A 13,867-nucleotide genomic window follows, 5' to 3' on the forward strand; every position below is an offset into this window, starting at 1 on the left:
GTCAGGCCGGGACGGTGAACGTGCGGAACCTGCGCGGCCCGTAGAGGGCCTGCAGAAGTTCGTCGAGCTCGCCCAGCAGGTGCCAGGCGTCGTCGGGGCGCATGCGTGGCGCCGTCAGGCGGCAGCCGTTCGCGAAGCGGCGGAGCGCCGCCGGGGCCCGGCCGCCCATCAGCCGGAGCATCAGGCCCGACGCCAGGTACAGGTCGGTGGCCGGTGTGGCCGGCCGCTTCCCGGGCACCTCGGGCGGGTAGGCGTCGCGGTACCGCTCGACCAGCGCCGGCACCGCGGCGCCCGGCGCCACCGAGTAGCACCAGTCGACGAGCACGAGCCCGTGGTCGCCGGGGTGGATCAGCACGTGCTCGGGGAGGACCGCCCCGTGCACGAGGCCCGCGCGGTGCGCCGCTCCGAGCGCCACCAGCAGGCGCCGCCACATCCAGGCGGCGTCGCGCGGGTCGACGCCGTCCGGGTAGGCCCGGGCCACCGCGGCGAGGCTGACGAACCCGTCGCAGTGCTCCAGGACGTTCACGGCCCGGTAGTCGCCGTCGTCCTCGACGACGAGCGTCTCGCGCAGCGCCGGGAAGTACGCGCGGTGACGCCGGTCCTTGGGGCGACGCAGCGCCTCGGCCTCGGCGGCCAGCAGATCGTTGTCGGCGGGGTCGCGGGCGATCTTCAGCAGCGCGGTGCCGCTGCGGAACAGGTCCGCGAGGTCCCCTTCGATCGGGCCGTTCTCCAGCGAGTAGCGCCCGACCGCGGGCTGCCGCGCCTCCCACAGCTCGGTCAGCCGCGTGAACGCCGACGTCGCGATGCCCTCGCTGCCCAGCGGCGCGACGTCGGGGTGCACGGTCCGGCGCAGCCGGCGGAACGTGTCCTCGGTGTCGAACAGGTCGGCCGGTGACTGCGCGGCGAAGATCGCGAACACCGCGTCCTCGAAGGCGCTCACCGGACCGCCTCCTCGGCGGTGGGCCGCAGCAGCGGCGGGTGCAGCACGCGCGCGTCGCCGGCCCGGTAGAGCTTCGCCCTGGGCCCGCCGCGCTCACCGCCGCGCGCCGTCGTCGTGCCGGTGCCCTCGACGAACCCCGGCACCGACAGCACCTTGCGGTGGAAGTTGCCCGCGTGCAGGTCCTCGCCCCAGACCGCCGCGTACACCGCGCGCAGCTCGGCGATCGTGAACTCGGGCCCGACGAACGCGGTGGCCAGCGGCGAGTACTCGAGCTTGGCGCGGGCCCGCTCGAGACCGTCGGCCAGGATGCGCCCGTGGTCGAACGCCAGGTCCCCCGTGCCCTCCACCGGCTTCCACCCGGCCGCTGCCGCGTCGCCGCCGGCCCGCGGATCGGGCAGGCTCGGCGCGAACGCCAGGTAGGCCACCGACACGACACGCATCCGCGGGTCACGCCCCGGATCGCCGTAGGTGCGCAACTGCTCCAGGTGGACGCGGGACAGGTCGCCGTGGCCGGCGGTGAGGCCGGTCTCCTCGGCGAGTTCGCGCAGGGCGGCGTCGTCCAGGGTCTCGGACTTCACGAAGCCGCCCGGCAGCGCGAGCCGCCCGGCGAACGGCGCCTCGCCGCGCTCGACCAGCAGCACCTGGAGCGACCCCTCGCGGATCGTCAGCGCGACGACGTCGACCGTCACCGCGACCGCCGGGAAGTCACGCGGGTCGTAGGACTCCAGGAACGCCTGCTCATCCATTCGCTCGCCGTTCTTCTCAGATTGAGTATTACTCGAACTGAGAAGAACCTAGCACGGAGGGACCACCGGCGCTACCGTCGTCCAATGCGGATTCTCTTCTCCGGCCGGCCCGCCTACGGGCACCTCTATCCGCTCCTGCCGCTGGCCCGCGCGGCCCGCGACGCCGGGCACCGGGTCACGATCGCGACCGGGCCGACGTTCGTGCCGCAGCTGGCCGAGTTCGGCTTCGACACCCGCGAGGCCGGCACGTCGATCGGCGTCGCCGAGGCCGAGGCCGTGCAGCGCCACCCCGACGGGCCGGTCGTCGCGGTCATGGCCACGATGTTCGCCGACATCCTGGCCCGCCGTACGCTGGCCGACCTCGAGCCGATGCTGAAGGTCGACCGTCCCGACCTGGTGATCTACGAGATGAGCGACGTCGGAGCGGCCGGCGCCGCCCGCCGCGCCGGCATCCCGGCGGTGTCGGTGACGATCGGCCGCTCGATGCCCACCGAGGCCCGCGGCTTCGCCGCCCCGTCGTTCGAGTGGATCTGGGACGGCGACGTCCCCGCCGACCCGATGCTCGGCGACGCGTGTCTCGACCTGTGGCCGGCCGGGCTCGCCGACCCGGTCGCGGCCGCGGTTCCGGCCCGGTTCCCGCTGCGCCCGGTGCCGTGGAGCGCCCCGGCACCGCCCTGGAGCCCGCCGGGCCGGCCGCTCGTCTACCTGACGCTCGGCACGGTGTCCTTCCACGTCATCGAGGTGTTCCGGGCCGCGCTGGACGGGCTGGCCCGGCTCCCGGTGCGGGTGGTCGTCGCCACCGGGCCCGGCGATCCGGCCGCACTGGGCCCGGTGGCGTCGAACGTCCAGGTCGCGCGATTCGTCCCGCAGGCCCGCGTGCTGGCCGAGGCCGACCTCGTCGTCCACCACGGCGGCAGCGGCACGACGCTCGGCGCGGCCGCCCACGGCCTGCCGCAGCTGGTGCTGCCCCAGGGCGCCGACCAGTTCGTCAACGCCGACGCGCTGGCCGCCCAGGGTTCGGGGCTCGGCCTCACCGGCGACGACGTGACGCCGGACGTCATCGCCGAGTGCGCCAGGACCCTCCTCGGCGAGCCCGTGCACCGCGCCACCGCGCAGGCTCTGGCCGCCCAGATCGCCGCGATGCCCTCCCCCGCCCAGGTGCTTCCGGAACTGGAGGCGTTCGCGGCCCGCTGACTTCGGCGAACGCCCCCGTTGGGGGGTCAGCTGACGCGGTATCGGTTGTGTCCAGCAACTCGCATGTTTGCCCTGGAAGTGCGCTGAGCAGCGGCAATGCGAGGGTTGCTCGCTCCGGACGATTGTGGTCCACGTCACACAGCTGAGCCTGTGAGGATTCTCAGCCGTCCCCCGGGATGACCACGTTCACGGTTGATCCATCGTGGAGGACCCCGGATGACCAGCACGCCGCAGCGACCATCGAGCACCCCCGAGACGGGGCTGCCACCTTCCGCGCGGCGCTCCGCTAACCCGCGCCGGGCCGCCGCCGTCTTCGCGGCCGCCGGACTCGCGCTCGCGTCCGCCATGGTCGGACTCGGACCGGGTAACGCGCAGGGCTCGAGCCACCGGGAGGCCCCGCTGATCGCCGCGGACCCGGCGGTCGACAACACGGACTTCTACGCGTTCGCGAGCCCGGACACGCCCGGCTCGACCATGCTGATCGCGAACTTCCAGCCGTTCGAGGAGCCCAACGGCGGCCCGAACTTCTACCCGTTCGCGACCGACGCCGCGTACAAGATCAACGTCGACAACGACGGTGACGCCAAGCCGGACGTCGTCTTCCGGTGGACGTTCAAGAACAAGGACAAGCGCGGGAACGACACGTTCCTCTACAACAACGGCGAGGTCACGTCGCTCGACGACGAGAACCTGCTGTTCAAGCAGGTCTACACGCTCGACGTGTCGTACGACGGCGGCCGGCGTTACAGCCAGACGATCCTGCGTGACGCCCCGGTCGCCCCGTCGTTCACCGGCAAGGCGTCGATGCCCGACTACAAGAACCTCCGCAAGCAGGCGGTCAAGAAGAAGGGCAAGGTCAAGGCGTTCGCCGGCCAGGCCGACGACCCGTTCTTCGCCGACCTGCGCGTCTTCGACCTGCTCTACGGCGGCGACCTGAGCGAGACCGGCCAGGACACGCTGGCCGGCTACAACGTCAACACGATCGCGCTGCAGGTGCCGAACGAGGCCATCGCGCTGAAGAACAAGGTCGGCCGCAACCCGGTCGTGGGCCTCTGGTCGACCACCGAGCGCAGCAAGTACCGGCTCTCCGGCGACTCGAAGGCCAGGCTCGACCGCGACACCGTGCAGGTCTCCCGTCTGGGCCAGCCGCTGGTCAACGAGGTCGTGCTGCCCGCCGGGCTGAAGGACGCGTTCAACTCCCTCTCGCCGGACAAGGACGCCGACATCAAGGAGGTCGTGGACCGCGTCACCGACCCCGAGCTGCCGAAGCTGATCGAGGCGATCTACAAGATCCCGGCACCGGACGCCCCGCGCGACGACCTGGTCGAGATCTTCCTGACCGGTCTGAACACCAAGCTCGACGGGCCGATCGAGGTCGACCTCAACTCGCAGCTGCTGAACAAGGACGTCGACGCCGATCGGTTCCGGGCGTCGGAGATGCTGCGGCTGAACCTCACCACCAAGCACAACCCGAAGCCGAACGTGCTCGGCGTGATCGGTGGCGACACCCAGGGCTTCCCGAACGGCCGCCGCCTCGGTGACGACGTCGTCGACATCGCCATCCAGGTGATGGAAGGCGCCGCGCAGAACGGCAAGCTCGTCGACGCGCTGAAGGACGGCGACAAGGTCAAGTCGAACGACGCGCGCTTCCAGCACGAGTTCCCGTTCGTCGCGCTGCCGAACGAGGAGGGCGTCAACACCCAGAACGAGGTCACGAACACCTCGAACGTCGCGTTGACCGACCGCCTCGGCCCGACCGGCGTCTCGCTGGTCACGGCGGTCAGCACCACCGCGATCCTGTGCGCGATCGCCGGATTCGTCGCCTGGCACCGACGCCGGCCCACCACGGCCACCCTCCCGTCACGCGCCGGCCGACGCCGCCGCCGCTGACGTAATCCCAGGTCGTAGCGTGCCGCCGCCCGTGCTCCATGCGGGCGGCGGCACCTGTCGCGAGGAGACCCGAATGACTGCGCCCGCCGACGTCGAGCGGACGGACGACGAAGCGGTGGAGACCGCCGTCCCCGAACGACGGCGATGGCTGCGTGCCGTCGTGGTGGTGGCCGTCCTCGCCGCCGCGCTGATCCTCGCGGGCGGGATCGTCGGGCTGCGTGACACGCCGTCCGCCGCTCCGGAGACGACGGCCACGCCACCGCGTGACGCCTCGGCCGCGCTCGACGCCTCGATCGCGTCCGCGCAGGAACGCCTGCGCCGCCTTCCCCGCGACTACGCGACCTGGGCCGCACTCGGCCGGGCCTACCTGGAGAAATCCCGGATCACCGCCGACCCGACCTGGTACGCGAAGTCCGAAGGCGCGTTGCGTCGCTCGCTGACCGAGCGGCCCACCGCGAACCCGGCCGCGCTGACCGGCCTCGGTGCGCTCGCCAACGCCCGCCACGACTTCGCCACCGCCCGCCGGTTCGCCCTCGACGCGCTGACGCAGAACGCCTACAGCGCCGACGCCTACGGTGTGCTCGCCGACGCGGAGACCCAGCTCGGCCACGCCGGCGCCGCCACCGACGCCGTGCAGCGCATGCTCGATCTGCGCCCGACGCTCGCCGCCTACACCCGCGCGTCCTACGACCTCGAACAACACGGCCAGGACGGCGAGGCCGCCGCGCTCATGCGCCGGGCGCTCACGTCCGCCGTGGACCCCGCCGACGCCGCGTTCTGCCACTACCAGCTGGGCGAACTCGCCTGGAACAGCGGGGACCTCGCCGGCGCCGACCGGGAGTACCGGGCCGGCCTCGCCTCCGCCCCCGACTACCTCCCGCTGCTGCAGGGCACCGCGAAGATCGCGGCCGCGCGGGGCGACGTGGACGCGGCGCTGACCACCTACCGCACGCTCACCCAGCGCTCCCCGACCCCGGGTTACCTGCTGGAGTACGCCGAGTTGCTGCAGTCGGCCGGCCGGGCGGCCGAGGCGTCCCAGCAGCTGGAGCTGGCCGAGGCCGCCGGAGCGCTGTTCGCGGCCAACGGCGGCTCCGACGACCTCACGACCGTCGCGCTGGCGCTGGCCCGCGACGAACCCGCCGAGGCGCTGGCCGCCGCGCAGCGCGAGTGGAAGCGCCGCCAGTTCTCCGACGTCGCCGACGCGATGGCCCAGGCCCTGCACGCGAACGGACGGCACGCCGAGGCGCTGCGGTACGCCGAGAAAGCGTCCGCGCTCGGCGTCCGCAGCGCGCGTTTCCAGTACCACCGGGGCGTCATCCTGGCCGCGCTCGGCCGGCCCGCCGAGGCGCGACGCGCCCTGTCGGGCGCGCTCGCGCTCAATCCGCACTTCTCCCCGGTCGAGGCCCCCGCGGCCCGGCGCGCGCTTTCGGAGCTTCCGTCATGAACCTGATTCGGACGTCGCTGAGCCGGCTTGTCATCGTCGCGCTGGCGCTGGGGGTGGTGCTGATCTGGTCGGCCGACCCCGCCGACGCCCACCCGCTCGGCAACTTCTCGGTGAACCAGCTCGAGGCGCTGACGTTCCGGTCCGACCGGGTCGCGGTCGCGGCCACCGTGGACACCGCGGAGCTGCCGACGCTGCAGGAGAAGTCGGCGGTGGAGCGTTCCGGGCCTTCGGCGTACGCGGCCTCCTCGTGCGCGGCGCTGTCCCGGGCGTTCACGGTCCGGGTGGACGGCGCGCCGGTGCCGTGGACGGTGTCGTCGTCGGCCTTCGCGTACGTTCCGGGGTCGGCGGGGCTCCAGACCAGTCGGCTGACCTGTGCTTTCGACGGTCCGGCCACGCTCGGGTCGGCGGCGTCGGTGGACGTGCGCAACGCCTACCGGGTCGACCACGTCGGGTGGCGCGAGATCACCGCGGTCGGCGACGGCGTCGGGCTCGTGGATTCGCCGCTGCCCACCGCCGACATCAGCGACGGCCTGCGCGCCTACCCCGCGGACCTGTTGAGCTCGCCGCCGGATGTGCGGTCGGCGTCGTTCACGGTGCGGCCGGGCGCGTCGAGCGGGGCGGCGGTGGAGGTTCCGGCGGTGACCGACGGGTCGTTCATCGCCCGGTGGACGGCGTCGGCGGACGGGTTCCTGCGGTCCCTGGTGGGGCGTGAGTCGCTGACGCCGACAGTCGGCCTGCTCGCGGTGGCGCTGGCGCTGGCGCTGGGCGCCGGGCACGCCGCGCTGCCCGGACACGGCAAGACCGTGATGGCCGCCTACCTGGCCGGACGCCGGGGGCGGCGGCGCGACGCGGTGGTGGTGGGGGCGACGGTGACGGCGACGCACACCGGGGGTGTGCTGGCGCTCGGGCTGGTGCTCACCACGGTGGCGGGGTTGGTCGGGGAGACCGTCCTCGGGTATCTGGGGGTGGTCAGCGGGTTGCTGGTGGCGGCGGTGGGGATCGGGATGCTCCGGGAGTCGCGCCGGCGCGGGCATTCGCATTCGCATCCGTCTTCGCATTCGCATTCGGACGAGGTGGAGCCGGCCCCGGAGCGGGAGCCCGCGCTGGTGGGCGCGGCCGGTGCGGTGGAGGCGGACGAACCGCACTCGGATTTGCACGGGGCTGAGCATGCGGGTGGGCATTCGCACGGGTCCGGGCATTCGCACGGGTCCGGGCATTCGGGTGGGCATTCGCACGGCGATGAGCATTCGCACGGGGACGGGCATTCGCACTCGTTCTGGGGTGGGCACTCGCATTCGCACGGCGACGACGGGCATTCGCATTCGCACGGGCCCGCGCGGCCGAGCCGGATGGGCCTGATCGGGATCGGGATCGCCGGTGGGTTGGTGCCGAGCCCGTCGGCGCTGATCATCCTGCTGGGAGCGATCGGCCTCGGCCGGACCTGGTTCGGCGTCCTCCTGGTCATCGGCTACGGCCTGGGCATGGCCGGTGCCCTCACCGCCGCCGGTCTGGCACTGATCGTGCTGCAGGAGCGGGTCTCCCGCTGGCGCCGCTGGCAGCGACTCCCCCGTCTCACCGCCCGCTGGTCCGCGGCCGCCCCGGTGGCCACCGCCGCACTCGTGCTCCTGGTGGGCCTGGGCCTGGCCGGCCGCTCGTTGATCGCGGTCTGAGCACGCGGCCCGGCGCCGCTCCGGAGTGGACCGGCCCGCCTTGCCCGGCCGCGGACAATGGCGGGGTGCCTGACTTCGACGTCGCGATCGTCGGTGCGGGCCCGGCGGGCGCGGCCACCGCACTCCGCCTGGCCCGCGCCGGCGCCCGGGTGCTCCTGCTCGAACGCTCGCACTTCGAAAACCCGCGCGTGGGCGAGTCGCTCTCCCCCGAGGTCACCCCCCTGCTCCGCGAACTCGGCGTCGATCTCCCGGCCGCCCGGCCCTCCTACGGGGTGGCGAGCCACTGGGGCGGCACCGAATCGAGCTCGACGCTCAGCAACCCGCACGGAACCGGCTGGTACGTCGACCGGGCCGCCTTCGACCGCCACCTCGCCGAAGCCGCCGCCGCGGCCGGTGCCGACCTCCGCCTCGGCACGGCCTGTCTCGGCGCCGTCAGGGCCACGCAGTGGACGCTCACGCTGAGCGGAGGAGCATCCGCCACGGCGGACTTCCTGGTCGACGCGACCGGCCGCGCCGCCCGTCTCGGCCGCCACCTCGGCGCCGAACGGCTCGCGTTCGACCGGCTGGTCGCGATCACCGCGTTCGTCCCCGCGCCCGACCCCGGCGGCTTCGGCCTGGTCGAGACCGTGCCCGCGGGCTGGTGCTACTCCGCCCCCGCCGGGCCCGGCCACCTCGTCACCATGCTGCTGACCGACGCCGACCTGGGCCGCGACGGCTCGCTCACCACGGTGGAGCGCTGGCGCGCGTCGCTGGGCCCGCACACCGCCGCCCGCCTGAACGACGCGCCGATCGGCGACCTCCGCACGATCTCCGCCGCCAGCCAACGACTCCACCGCCCCCGCCTCGCCGCCGAAGCCAACTCCGCCGAAGCCGCCGGGGCCGGGGCCGGGGCCGGGGCCGGGGCCAACTCTGCCGGGACCGATCCCGCCCGGGCCGACCCGGCCGGCGCCGCCCCGGGCAATCCGGCCGACGCCGCCCCGGGCAATCCGGCCGGCGCGGCCGCGGGCAATCCGGCCGGCGCGGCCGCGGCCGGGCGGCGTGACGGGTACTGGCTCGCGGTGGGTGACGCCGCGCTGGCGCAGGATCCGATCACCGGAACCGGCGTCCTCCGGGCGCTCCGATCGGCGGCCACCGCCGCCGAGGTCCTGCTCGGCACCGACCCGCACCGCTTCCCCGCCGCCGGACTCCCCGCCGCCGGACTCCCCGCCGCCGGACTCCCCGCCGCCGGACTCGCCGCCTACGAGGCCGCGCTCGATCAGGAGTGCACCGCGTACCTGCACCGCCGCCTGAGCTTCTACGCGGCCGAGACCCGCTGGCCCGACGCGCCGTTCTGGCAGCGACGCCTCCGCACGCTCAGTGCGCGCCGAACGTCCGCATAGCCTTGTGCACACGCGCCCGCGCCACCAGACGGAGCATGTCCCACGTCGGCGGCCGGTTGTAGACGATGAAATCGTCGTACCGGAACACGTCGCGGCGCGCGCCGATCCCGACCATCGCGTCACGCACCGCGACCAGCCGCTCCGGCGCCATCGGCAGCGGCCGCTCGTCCGGCTGCGAGACCGCGCCGAGCGGGTAGTCCCGGCCGGGGCGCCGGCTCATCTCGACGTGACACCCCCGGACCGACGTCACGGGCTCCCGCGCGGCGAACCCGACCAGCCGCTCGATCGTCGCGACGTAGGCCTCGGTGTCCTCGACGTAGAGGCGACCGGGCAGCACCGTGTCGCCGGTGAGCAGGAACCCGGTCCGTGGGTCGAAGATCGTGATCGACGCCCGGTGGTGCCCCAGCGAGCCGAGCACGGTCAGCTCCCGGCCGCCGAGGTCGAACGTCACCGCGCCCTCGGGCCAGTCCTCGCCGAACCCGAAGAACTCCGTCACCGCCTCGAGTTCGCGCCCGACGACGACCGTGTCCGGCCGGTCGGAGAACTGCGCGTCGGCGGCGACGTGGTCACCGTGCCCGTGGGTGTGCGCGACCACGAGCCCGTAGCCGGTGCGGGGGTGCGCCGCCAGCCAGGCGTCGATCAGGCCGTCGACGGTCGCCCGCAGCGGGAACAGCGCGGGGTCCGCGGTCGCGCCGGTGTCGAGTAACAGCGCCCGCTCCGCGCCGAACAGCAGGTGGAGGAACGGCGCTTCGTAGTGCACCGACTTGCTCTGGCGCAGGATCACCGCGTGCTCGTCGTGGTGCGTGACGTCGATCGGCGGCTCGGTCATTCGGACTCTCCTCCGCGGTCGGCGTCCGGCAGCGGGGTCGCCGCCAGGAAGAACCAGGTGGGGCGCTGCCCGCGGTCCGGCGGGGTCCCGGTGCGGGCCACGTAGGGCGCGAGCAGCGCGAGCCAGACGCGCCGCAGTTCGGCGGCTTCGCCCGGGGTAACGACCGCCAGCGCGCTGACCGGGCCGCCGTAGGTGTCGTCGGTGGCGTCCAGGATCGACCGCATCTCGCGCTCCACGACCAGCCGTTCGAGTTCCCGCCGCACGCCGGGGTGGTGGTCATTGTCGGCGGCGACCCGGATCGTCGGTGGGGAGGCCGGCAGGCGCCAGCGCCGCTGCCGCCGAGCCCGCGTCCTCGATGAGGGCGTATCTGGCCAGCTGGCGCAGGTGGAACGAGCAGTTGGCCTGGGGGGCGCCGAGGTGGCGCCCACACTCCGCGGCCGTGGACGGCCCGTGCGCCGCGAGCACGTCGAGCGGGTCGAGGCGCAGCGGGTGGGTCAGCACGCCGAACTGTCGCACGCGTGCGATAGGAACTGAGGTGTCCGGGGAGGCCGAAGCCCTGTCGAGGGCTTCCCCCGGCGTGCCCCCGCTCCGAGCCACGGAGGTCCTCTCGTGCATGCCCGAAGTACAGCCAGGGTTCTGCCGCCGGTCCGACCGCGAAAGCTGGCCAAGGTTCCGTTCGTCGAACTGGCCGACGCTCGTCTGCAGGGCGTCGTGTCGAGCGGCTCCGACATCGAGCGGGTCTACGTCTCGTCGATCGTCGCCGGCACGCTCAACTACCACTGCAGCACCAACAACAACCGGCCCTGCGGCGGGCTGCGCGGTCACCCGTGCAAGCACCTGCTGTCGCTGGCCGACGAGGCGGTGCTCCAGTACGGCTACGAGCGGGTCGGCCGCTACCTCGGCGTCGATCTGGTCGAGGTGCCCGATCAGCGCGTGCTGATGCACCACGTCGGCGTGCACGAGGTGTCGGCCGCCGCCACCGTGTTCAGCCGGTTCCTGCGCCACCTGGCCTACCTCGAGCTCCCCGAGTCGGCCGAGCCGCTTCCCGAGCTGCAGTGGTTCCCGGCCGGGGAGGTGCGCTGATGCTCGCGACGCAGCTCGCCACGCTCGTCGGCGGCGCCCCGGCCGGCGTCCCCGAGTCGCTCGACCTGGTCGCCGGGTTCGACGCCTGCCTGGTCTCGGGCTTCGGCCGGCTCGGCGACGACGGGGGCGCCGCGCTGGCCGCACTGGCCGCCGGGGTCGCCGGCACTCCGCTGGGCGAGCGGGCCGCCGAGGCGGCCGCGAAACTCGCCGCCGGCTCGGTCTCCGACGATCAGCTCACGGTCCTCGCGGCCGCCCGCTCGGCGCTGCTGGGCGCGGTGCACGACGGGCTGCTCGACCGCGCCGACGGTGCGCTGAGCCGCACCCGCGCCGAGTGGGCCGACGGCGGTGCCGCCCCCGAGGCGCCACGCAATCTGCTCGAAGGCTGCCGCTCGTGGCTGCGTGAGCTGGCGATCACCGGCTGGCGCGGCGTCGACCACGACCTCGTCTCGTCGTCCGCGCAGGTTCTCGAGGCGATGCTGGCCGAGCCGCGGTTGCGCCGGCTGGCCGTGTTGATCGACGGTCTGGCCGCGGAGCTGCGCGGGTCGGCGCCGATCGCCACCATGGACGAGCTGCCCGAGCGCCGCTGGGCCGACCTCTGGTCCCGCGCGATGCTGCTCTGCCAGGCCGGCGGCTGGCCCGCCGGTGCGGCCGCCACCGTCTCCGGCCGCTTCCTCCCGCTCGGTGTCGACGTCGTCGAGCACGCCACCGCGGTCCAGCTCCAGGTGCACGGCCTGCTCGAGGTCCGCGGCGAGAGCGCACCGCGCCTGGTGCGCACGAGCCTCGCCGCCGCGAAGGTCGACACGATCGTCGGCCCGGCGATCTGGCCGTTGTTCGATGCGCACCCGGTGCTGATCGCCGCGCTCACCGAGCGGCGTTCGATCGAGTTCACCGACGCGACGCTGCTCGCGAGCGGCGACCTCCTCTGGGCCGACGAGCGCGCCGCGGCCGGCGCGGAAGCCGACCCGTTCGTCACCGCGCGGTTGCACCTGGCCGGGGCCACCGCACCGGCCGTGCCGCCGCTCGACCGGCACCCGGTCCGCCTCGGCGAGCCCGTGCTGGTGGAGAACTACGCGGTCGACGGCGACGAGCTGGTGCTCGACGGTCACCGCCTCACGCTGGCCCTGGACCGCCTGCCGGCGCTGGGCCCGCTGACCCCCGAGCTGGTCACCGGCTCCACCGCGTGCCTGGGCCTGCTGCGGTGGGACGACGGGCAGTGGGCGCTGCAGCCACTGGCGATCGTCGCCACCGTGAAGCGCAAGCCGGTGGCGATGCACGTCGGCGACTGGGCGTCCGGCCCCACCGACCCGAAGGTGGCGAAGGCGGTGAAGGCCGCCGGTGACACGGTCGCGGTTCTCCGCGAGCGCGCGGGACGGCTGCTGCGCAAATGACCGACGAGAACCGCCGCCAGGTCCTGTATTGGCGCCTGCTCGCCACGCTGTTCGACCCGTCCGAGCAGCCCACGCTGGAGACCGCGAGCGCGGCCGTCGTCGACGACGTCGGGCTGCCGGTGCAGTTGCTCGATCCGGGCGTCTCGATCGACACCCTGCTGCAGCGCTTCCCCGAGCTCGCCGCCGAGATCGACGGGGTGATGAAGCCCGCCGAGGACGAACCGCGCGACACCGCGGCCGAGGTGCGCCGGGCCGCGATCGCCTCGAAGCTGCTGCTGAACGTGTTCGCCACCGGCAGCGGCAACGTCACCGCCGGCCAGCTCTCGGCCTGGCAGCAGGACGCCGGCTGGCTGGAGCGGGCGCTCGGCCACGAGCCGGGAGGGCTGCGTGGCCGCTCGGACGAGAACGGCCTCGGCGAGACGCTCGGGGAGCTCGAGGGCGACCTGATCAAACGGATGGCGCTGCGTGAGGTGCTCGCCGACCCGGCGCTGGCCGCGAAGCTGACCCCGAGCATGTCGCTCGTCGAGCAGCTGCTGCGCGACAAGTCGAACCTGTCCGGCGTCGCGCTCGCCAACGCCAAGGCGCTGATCCGGCGCTACGTCGACCAGGTCGCCGAGGTGCTGCGCACCCAGGTGGAGAAGGCCACGGTCGGCGCGATCGACCGGTCGGTCCCGCCGAAGCGCGTGTTCCGCAACCTCGACGTCAACCGCACGATCTGGAAGAACCTCACCAACTGGAACCCCGAGGACGAGCGGCTCTACGTCGAGCGGCTGTACTACCGGCAGACCGCCCGCAAAACGACGCCGTCGCGGCTGATCGTCGTCGTCGACCAGTCCGGGTCGATGGTCGACTCGATGGTCAACTGCACGATCCTCGCGTCGATCTTCGCCGGGCTCCCCCGCGTCGACGTGCACCTGATCGCGTTCGACACCCGGGCGCTCGACCTCACCCCGTGGATCCACGACCCGTTCGAGACCCTGCTGCGCACGAACCTCGGCGGCGGCAACGACGGGCCGGTCGCGATGGCGATGGCCCAGCCGAAGATCGTCGATCCACGCAACACCGCGATGGTGTGGATCTCCGACTTCTACGAGTTCGACCGCTCCCAGCCGCTGTTCGAGGGCATCCAGGCCGTCCACCGCTCCGGCGTGAAGTTCATCCCGGTCGGGTCGGTCACCAGCTCCGGCAGTCAGCAGGTCAACCCCTGGTTCCGCGACCGCTTCAAGAATCTCGGCACGCCGGTCGTGTCGGGGCGCATCGACAAGCTCGTGTTCGAGCTCAAGAACTTCCTCACCTGAAGGGCT

Annotated in this window: 13 protein-coding genes; 8 read left to right on the forward strand and 5 right to left on the reverse strand. The window is 73.5% G+C overall.

Going from position 1 to position 13,867, the window contains the following annotated elements:
* Position 1: 1 nt before the first annotated feature.
* Complete coding sequence (locus CRYAR_RS28915) at positions 2-940, reverse strand: lipopolysaccharide kinase InaA family protein (protein WP_035856510.1); 939 nt, start codon at positions 938-940, stop codon at positions 2-4.
* Positions 937-1,686 (reverse strand): NUDIX hydrolase, encoded by a 750-nt coding sequence (locus CRYAR_RS28920; protein ID WP_035856511.1) that lies wholly within the window; start codon positions 1,684-1,686, stop codon positions 937-939. The genes CRYAR_RS28915 and CRYAR_RS28920 overlap by 4 nt, the downstream gene beginning before the upstream one ends.
* A gap of 84 nt (positions 1,687-1,770) precedes the next feature.
* Here CRYAR_RS28920 and CRYAR_RS28925 point away from each other — a divergent pair, with 84 nt between their 5' ends.
* The 5 genes from CRYAR_RS28925 to CRYAR_RS28945 all read left to right on the forward strand — a co-directional run bounded on the left by CRYAR_RS28925 (position 1,771) and on the right by CRYAR_RS28945 (position 9,263).
* Positions 1,771-2,880, forward strand: a complete 1,110-nt coding sequence (locus CRYAR_RS28925; protein ID WP_035856512.1) for a glycosyltransferase — start codon at positions 1,771-1,773, stop codon at positions 2,878-2,880.
* A gap of 216 nt (positions 2,881-3,096) precedes the next feature.
* On the forward strand, positions 3,097-4,770 hold the full coding sequence (locus CRYAR_RS28930) for a DUF4331 domain-containing protein (RefSeq protein ID WP_063725781.1): 1,674 nt from the start codon (positions 3,097-3,099) through the stop codon (positions 4,768-4,770).
* 73 nt (positions 4,771-4,843) lie between these two features.
* Positions 4,844-6,214, forward strand: coding sequence for a tetratricopeptide repeat protein (locus CRYAR_RS28935; protein WP_051571078.1), 1,371 nt, complete (start codon positions 4,844-4,846; stop codon positions 6,212-6,214).
* The gene (locus CRYAR_RS28940; protein WP_084701074.1) at positions 6,211-7,884 is read left to right on the forward strand and encodes a sulfite exporter TauE/SafE family protein; all 1,674 of its coding nucleotides are present in this window, start codon (positions 6,211-6,213) and stop codon (positions 7,882-7,884) included. The genes CRYAR_RS28935 and CRYAR_RS28940 overlap by 4 nt, the downstream gene beginning before the upstream one ends.
* Positions 7,885-7,949: 65 nt before the next feature.
* Complete coding sequence (locus CRYAR_RS28945; RefSeq protein ID WP_035856513.1) at positions 7,950-9,263, forward strand: FAD-dependent oxidoreductase; 1,314 nt, start codon at positions 7,950-7,952, stop codon at positions 9,261-9,263.
* Here the strand turns inward: CRYAR_RS28945 and CRYAR_RS28950 are convergent.
* From CRYAR_RS28950 to CRYAR_RS28960, 3 genes are read right to left on the reverse strand one after another with little or no spacing between them, the layout of a single operon-like run.
* A complete protein-coding gene (locus tag CRYAR_RS28950) occupies positions 9,238-10,092 on the reverse strand; it encodes an MBL fold metallo-hydrolase (RefSeq protein WP_051571079.1) in 855 nt (284 codons plus the stop codon). The two genes, CRYAR_RS28945 and CRYAR_RS28950, sit on opposite strands and share 26 nt — an antisense overlap.
* Positions 10,089-10,355: a hypothetical protein gene (locus CRYAR_RS28955; protein WP_035856515.1), complete on the reverse strand. Its 267-nt coding sequence runs from the start codon at positions 10,353-10,355 to the stop codon at positions 10,089-10,091. Before CRYAR_RS28955 ends, CRYAR_RS28950 begins: the two co-directional genes overlap by 4 nt.
* Positions 10,356-10,368: 13 nt before the next feature.
* Positions 10,369-10,608 (reverse strand): winged helix-turn-helix domain-containing protein, encoded by a 240-nt coding sequence (locus CRYAR_RS28960; RefSeq protein ID WP_169745095.1) that lies wholly within the window; start codon positions 10,606-10,608, stop codon positions 10,369-10,371.
* Between the two features lie 93 nt (positions 10,609-10,701).
* Here CRYAR_RS28960 and CRYAR_RS28965 point away from each other — a divergent pair, with 93 nt between their 5' ends.
* From CRYAR_RS28965 to CRYAR_RS28975, 3 genes are read left to right on the forward strand one after another with little or no spacing between them, the layout of a single operon-like run.
* Positions 10,702-11,175, forward strand: a complete 474-nt coding sequence (locus tag CRYAR_RS28965) for a hypothetical protein (protein ID WP_035856517.1) — start codon at positions 10,702-10,704, stop codon at positions 11,173-11,175.
* Positions 11,175-12,563: a hypothetical protein gene (locus CRYAR_RS28970; RefSeq protein WP_035867639.1), complete on the forward strand. Its 1,389-nt coding sequence runs from the start codon at positions 11,175-11,177 to the stop codon at positions 12,561-12,563. The genes CRYAR_RS28965 and CRYAR_RS28970 overlap by 1 nt, the downstream gene beginning before the upstream one ends.
* Positions 12,560-13,861, forward strand: a complete 1,302-nt coding sequence (locus CRYAR_RS28975) for a vWA domain-containing protein (protein ID WP_035856518.1) — start codon at positions 12,560-12,562, stop codon at positions 13,859-13,861. Before CRYAR_RS28970 ends, CRYAR_RS28975 begins: the two co-directional genes overlap by 4 nt.
* Positions 13,862-13,867 lie beyond the last annotated feature (6 nt).

The organism is Cryptosporangium arvum DSM 44712, assembly GCF_000585375.1.
GTDB classification, from domain to species: domain Bacteria; phylum Actinomycetota; class Actinomycetes; order Mycobacteriales; family Cryptosporangiaceae; genus Cryptosporangium; species Cryptosporangium arvum.